The 6639-nt window shown below is 68.7% G+C and carries 3 protein-coding genes; all 3 read right to left on the bottom strand.

Annotated elements, in window-relative coordinates; translation table 11 throughout:
* Positions 1-91 precede the first annotated feature (91 nt).
* Positions 92-1054, bottom strand: a complete 963-nt coding sequence (locus AB0F81_RS49950; RefSeq protein ID WP_360211295.1) for an aldo/keto reductase — start codon at positions 1052-1054, stop codon at positions 92-94.
* A gap of 9 nt (positions 1055-1063) precedes the next feature.
* On the bottom strand, positions 1064-1990 hold the full coding sequence (locus AB0F81_RS49945) for a TauD/TfdA family dioxygenase (RefSeq protein ID WP_360211293.1): 927 nt from the start codon (positions 1988-1990) through the stop codon (positions 1064-1066).
* On the bottom strand, positions 1954-6639 hold a 4686-nt coding region (locus AB0F81_RS49940; protein WP_360211291.1), incomplete at its 5' end, for an amino acid adenylation domain-containing protein. The genes AB0F81_RS49945 and AB0F81_RS49940, both read right to left, overlap by 37 nt.

Genomic DNA, 6639 nt, shown 5'->3' with positions numbered 1-6639 from the left:
CCTTCCGCCGCCGCTGCCTTCAACGATCCCGTGACTCCCACTACCGCAAACGACTCAGCACGCTCGGAAGCTACGAACCGCCGTAGCAGTACTAATAGCGTGAACCGGTCGGCTGGGGCAGAGCGTCCAGGGCAGCGAGCGCATCGGCATCGAGCGCGATCGCGTCTGCGGCCACGTTCTCCTTGAGGTGTCCGTCCGCCGTGGTACCGGGAATGGGCACGACATTCGGGCCGCGGGCGAGCAACCAGGCCAGCGCCACCTGCCCCGGTGTGGCTCCATAGTCTGCGCCGATCTCGGCGATCCGCTCCACGATCGTACGGTTGGCCCGGATCGCCTCCTCCTGGAATCGCGGCAGCCCCCGGCGGGCATCCCCGGCGTTCAGATCGGCAGCTGATCTGAACCGCCCGGTGAGGAAGCCACGGCCCAGCGGACAGAACGCGATGAACGTGATCCCGTTCTCGGCGCAGTACGGCAGCACCTCGGCCAGCGGCTCCCGGGTCCACAGCGAGAGCTCGGACTGCACGGCGACGACCGGATGAACCTGCTGTGCTCGACGCAGATCCTCGACGCTCACCTCACACAGACCGAGCGCACTGACCTTGCCGTCGATCACGGCCTCGGCCATCGCACCCCACGTCTCCTCAACCGGGACCGCTGGATCGATCCGGTGCAACTGCCACAGGTCGATGTGATCGATGCCGAGCCGCCGCAGCGATGCGTCGATCGCCTGACGGATGTACTCGGGCCGCCCGTTCCTCTCGGGAGCCACCTCGTCATAAGGTCCATCGCCCGCATAGACCAGGCCGGCCTTCGTGGCGAGCACGATCTCGTCACGGTGACCGCGAATCGCCCGGCCGACCAGCTCCTCGTTGACGAAGGGGCCGTAGACGTCGGCAGTGTCGATCAGATTGACGCCCAGCTCGATCGCCCGATGGATGATCCTTACCGAGTTCTCGTCGTCACGCGAGGCCGGGTCGTAGCCCGCGGACATCCCCATGCAACCCAGGCCGATACGTCCGACGGGTCCGCACGGGCCCAGCGTGGTGGTTCGCATCGTCATCCCTCAGCCCGACATCGCCACGAGGACCTTGCGGGAACCCGTGTACGGCCGCCGCCCGTGCGCGACCAAGACGTTGTCGATGACGAGGAGGTCCCCTTCACGCCAGTTGACATCGACCGCCTCGTCCAGCCCGCGCGTCCTGATCTGAGTGATGTACTCCTCGGGGATGGGACTGTTGTCGGCGAAGGTCACCGATTGAGGCATGTCCTCGGGCGCAAGCAGATCCCGCAGCGCTGCGGCGGCCTCACCGTCGAGAGCGGACGGGTGCCACTGGTCGGCCTGGTTGAACCAGACTTCGGTACCGGTGGCGGGGTGCCGCGTGGTGGCCGCGCGGACCTGCCAGATCCGCAGGCCGCCGTCCGGTTTCCACTCCCATTCGCAGTCCTGAGCCGCAAGGACCTTCTCGACATCCGCTCGGTCGGTGGTCTCGAAGGTGTCCTGCCAGCTGCGCCCGAAGCCGAAGCCGTCATGCAGGTTCTGGGTGTAGCGGACGCCGACGGAGAAGGCGTCCCGGACCTCCGGGTCGAGGGAGGCCAGCCAGCGCTCTCCATCGACGACTGGTGTGGCGCCACCGGTCGCGGCGGCCTGTTTGCAGTAGAACAGCAGCCTGGCCGGCCACTGCCCGCTGTACGACAGTTCGTTGTGCATGGAGATGGTGAGCTCGGCCGGGTACTCGGTCGAGGTGTAGACGTTGTCGCCGACTTTGGTGCGCGGGGAATTGCCGTGCACGTAGGGCAGCCGGTCAGGCAACAGCAGACGAAGCAACGGTTCGAGTTCGTCGGCCGCAACGCCGAATTCGCGGAAGACCAGCGCTTTCTCGCGAATCAGGGCGGCATCGAACCAGGCTTTGTCGGAGACGGCGGTGATGAGGCCGTCGGCCCCCGCGGAGGTGTTCAGGTCGCTGGGCGTGAGGACACATGGCTTCCACATCGGCTTTCTCCATTCGCGATCAGGTGGTCGAGGTAGTGCTGCAGAGTGGTTTCGTCCACTCCGCCGGCGACGACGGCGGCGAAGCCCTGCTGCCCGGGGCGCACGTCCGGGCCTGAGCGCGAGTGGACGATCTGGTTGAGCAGTGCGTGCTCATCGGGGTTGCGATGTTCCAGCTCGCTCAGCCACTCGGCGACGGGCAACACGCGAATCGCCAGCCCGCGCTGACGGGCATGGTCCAGGAACTCGTCGATACGCACCGGCCGTTCGGCGGTGAGCAGGATGCGCCGGCCTCCGGGCGGTTCCCCGGCCAGCGCCGCGAGCCGGCGGGCGGCTTGGTCGACCGGGATCCAGTCCTCCTCGAGTCCCAGGTCCGGAGCGATGCCGAGGTCGAATACCACGCGCAGCAGCCGGAACATGATGTCCCGATCGTTGTGGCGCCCATGGTGCGTCTCGCCGGTGATGCGCGGCAGCCGGTAGACGGCTGTCTCCAGACCGCGCTCGCCGGCGGCGTGGACCAACCGTTCGGCGTCCAGTTTGGTCTGGGCGTAGCCGGAGCTGGGCGCTCCAGCTTCGGCGGCAGCCGCCGATACGGTGGACACGTAGTGGAACCTCTTGCGCCGGGAGGTCGCGGCGAGCCGGAGCAGCTCCCCCGTGCCGCCGATGTTCACGTCCGCGAGCTGGGCATAGGGCCGGAGTGCGTCTACCTGGGCGCCGTTGTGCAGGATGGTGTCGATCTCGCCGGCCAGCTCGTCGAAGGCTTTCGCCGTCAGCCCCAGCCGGGGTGCGGCCAGATCGCCCACGACGACGCGGACGCGGCCGGCCATCTCCTCCGGCCGTAATCCGTACGGTTCGAGGGCGCCGTGGATGCGATCCAGCGCGGTGGCGGTGTCCGCCGCCCGCACCAGGCAGTGCACGGTGAGGTCAGGTCGCCGGAGAAGCTCGGCGGTGAGGTCCCTGCCGACGAATCCGGTGGCCCCGGTCAGCAGCAGGTGCCGGGGCGGCGCGTTTCCGGGCGGCGGCAGGGTGGCGGGGAGCAGTTCATCGATCGTCAGCTGAGGATCGAAGACCGCGTCGATCTCGGGCGCTGCCGGCCCGTCGATCTGGCGGGCGAGCATCTCGACCGTCGGAGTGGCGAAAATTGCCTGCGGCGAAATCGCCGCTCCCAGGTCCGCTCGGATACGGCCGAGCATCCGGACGGCCAGGACCGAGTGGCCGCCGAGGTCGAAGAAGCTTTCGGTGACGCCGACCTGTTCGACACCGAGCAGGTCGGACCAGATGGCGGCGAGGGCCTGCTCGGTGGCGGTACGGGGCAGGACCCGGGCCGTCGTCCGTCCCGCGGGTTCGGGGGCGGGCAGCGCCGCTCGGTCCAGCTTGCCGTGCGCGGTCAGCGGCAACCGCTCGAGCGGCACCACGAGCTCGGGCACCATATGCGGGGGAAGTGTCCGGGCGGCCTGCTCGCGGACCGCGGCGGTGTCGATGCCGGCCGGGGTGACGTACGCGACGAGCCGTTGCTGTTCGTCGGCAACGATCACGGCCTGATCGATCTCCGGCAGCACGCGCAGTGCCGCTTCGATCTCACCGGGCTCCACCCGGAAGCCTCGCACCTTCAGCTGGTCATCCGCTCGGCCCACGAACTCCAGTTGACCGTCTGGCCGCCACCGGGCGAGATCGCCTGAGCGGTACATTCGAGTTCCGGGCGGGCCGTAGGGATCGGCGACGAATCGAGCGGCTGTCAGCGCGCGCTGGCCAAGGTATCCGCGGGCCAAGCCGGTTCCCGCGATGTAGAGGTCGCCGGTCACGCCCGGTGCTACCGGCTGCAATTGGCGGTCCAGGACGTAGAGCCGGGCATTGGCCTGCGGCCGGCCGATCGGTACGGGGCCCGGCGAGATCTCGTCGCCGGGACGAATGCAGAACTCGGCGCAGTTGACCGTGGCCTCGGTGGGACCGTAGACGTTGCGTACGGTGACATCCGGGTGGTGTTGGCGCCATGCGGCGAGCGCGGCTCCCGTCAGCGCCTCGCCCCCGAGCAGCAGGTCTCCGCCGGCCAGGAAGTCCTCCGGCAGCGGGTTCAGCAGCGGCAGGTGGCTGGGAGTGGCCTTGAGGAACGTGCACTGCCCGGCGTCGACGCTGGGGCCCTTCTGATCGGGAGCAGTCAGCACGACGCAGCCACCCATGGCCAGGGGTGTGTAGAGCGCCGTCACGGTCAGGTCGAACGCGATCGACGTGTGAACCTGCGCCACGCCTGCCGCACTGGGGTACTCGCTGGTCGTCCAGGCCAGGTAGTCGGCCAGCGCCCGATGCTCGACCACGACTCCTTTGGGCCGGCCGGTCGAGCCGGAGGTGTAGACGACATAGGCCACGCTTGCCGGTGCCGGCCGGATGTCCGGGTCGTGGGACGGGCCGGGCGGCCCGTCGGCTGCCTCCGCGGTGTCGATGACGTGACGCGGCCGGGCGTCCTCCAGCATGAGGGCCACGCGTTCGGCCGGGTAGTCCTGGTCGATGGGCACGTAGCCGGCGCCCGCTTTCAGCACGCCGAGCAGCGCCACAACCAGCTCCGTCGAACGCGGCAGGCGGACCGCGACCAGATCCTCGGGCCCGATGCCCATCGCGGTGAGCCGGTGAGCCAGCCGGTTGGCGCGCTCGCTCAGCTGCCGGTAGGTGAGCCGGTCGCCACCGCAGACGAGGGCCGTACGGTCCGGGTGCTGCTCGGCCTGGGACCGCAGCAGCTCGGGCAGCGTGCGGCCCGGACCTGCCTGGCGTGGCGCTTCGAGGATCAGCCGGCGCTCGTCGGCGGACAGGATGTCGATGTCGGTCACCGGTCGACCCGGGTCGGCTGCGACACCCTCGAGGAATCGGATCAGCCGATCCAGCAGCGTGCGCACGGTCGTGGCGTCGAACAGGTCGGTGCTGTAGAGCAGCAGGCCTTCGGCACCACCGCCCGGGCGTTCGCGCACGATGAATTCCAGGTCGTACTTCGCGTGCGGCTGCGTGAAGGCCCCGGTCGGCTCGTCAACGTGCAGCCCGGCCAGCTCGAAGGTGGCCTCTGCGGTGTTCTGGAAGCCCAGCATGATCTGGAACAGCGGGCTACGGTCGGTGCGACGGCCGGGATTGATCTCCTCGACCACCCGGTCGAACGGAACGTCCTGGTTGGCGTAGGCGGCCAGGTCGGTCTCCCGTACCCGATCGAGCAGCTCATGGAAGGTCGGGCGTCCGGAGGTGTCGTTGCGGAGCACCAGCGTGTTGACGAAGAACCCGACCAGATCATCCAGCGCGGGATCATTGCGCCCGGCCACCGCCGTGCCCAGGGGGATATCCGTTCCCGTCCCCAGCCGGGTCAGCAACGCGGCCAGGCCGGCCTGAACCACCATGAACAGGCTGGCTCGATGCTGCTGTCCCAGCTCAGTGAGGCGGCGATGCAGTTCGGCGCCGACCTCGAAGGTGGCGACATCGCCCGCGTACGTGCGCGTCGCGGGCCGCGGCCGGTCGGTGGCCGGACCTGTTTCGTCGGGAAGATCTGCCAGTTGGGTTCGCCAGTAGTCGAGCTGGCGCGCGGCGAGGCCGTCGGGTTCGAGTTCGCTGAGCAGTTCTCGTTGCCAGATGGCGTAGTCGGCGTATTGGACGGGCAGTGGCGGCAGGTCGGGTGCGTGGCCGGCGCGGCGGGCCGCATAAGCTTCGGCCAGGTCGCGGGCCAGTGGCCGCATTGACCAGCCGTCGCAGGCGATGTGGTGCAGTACGAGTACCAGCACGTCGCCGATCAGGTGGGCCCGTATCGGCAGATCAGAGGTCAGGTCGAACGGCCGGGCCGACACCTCCTCGATCGATCCGCCTTCCCTCAGCTCGATTGAGGGGTGCTCCACAATTTGGGCGCGGCCGTCAGGGAAGACGGTGCGCAGTGCTTCATGCCGGGCCACGACGTCGTTGAGCGCCGCCGCCAACGCCTCCCGGTCCACCTCACCCGACAACGACAACACGATCGGCACGTTGAAGATCGGCCGGTCGACCATCGCGTGCATGAGCAGGATGCGCTGTTGACCGGCCGACAGCGGCAGCTCACCGGAGCGTTCGACCGCGCTGAGTACCGGACGGCCGGTAGCCGCATCTGTCAGTAGTCCGCTGAAGCTGGCGATGGTGGGGTGGGTGAACAGGGTGCGCAGGTGGAGTTCGAGGTGGAGTTCGGTGCGGATGCGGGTGATGAGGCGGGTGGCGAGTAGGGAGTGGCCGCCGAGGTCGAAGAAGTTGTCGTCGATGCCGATGTCGTCGCGGGTGAGTAGGTCGGCGAGGATGCGGCAGAGGTGTTGTTCGGTGGGGGTGCGGGGTTGGCGGCTGGGGGTTTGGTGGGTGGTGCCGGGTGTGGGCAGGGCGCGTTTGTCGAGTTTGCCGTTGGCGGTGAGCGGGAGTTCGTCGAGCAGGATCAGGGCGTCGGGGATCATGTGGTCGGGCAGCCGGTCGCGGAGTTGTTCGCGCAGTAGGTCGGGTAGTTGGTCGTGGGGTGTGGTGGCGACGATGTAGCCGATGAGGCGGCGGTCGCCGGGTTGGTTCTCGCGGATGATGACGGCGGCGTGGGCGACCTCGGGTAGTTCGCGCAGGGCGGCTTCGATGTGGCCGGGTTCGACGCGGTAGCCGCGTATCTTGGTTTGGTCGTCGGCGCG

It is taken from the genome of Actinoplanes sp. NPDC024001 (genome assembly GCF_040638955.1).
Lineage (GTDB): Bacteria > Actinomycetota > Actinomycetes > Mycobacteriales > Micromonosporaceae > Actinoplanes.
Note: the sequence above shows the minus strand (reverse complement) of the source record. Positions and strands in the feature narration are given on the sequence as shown.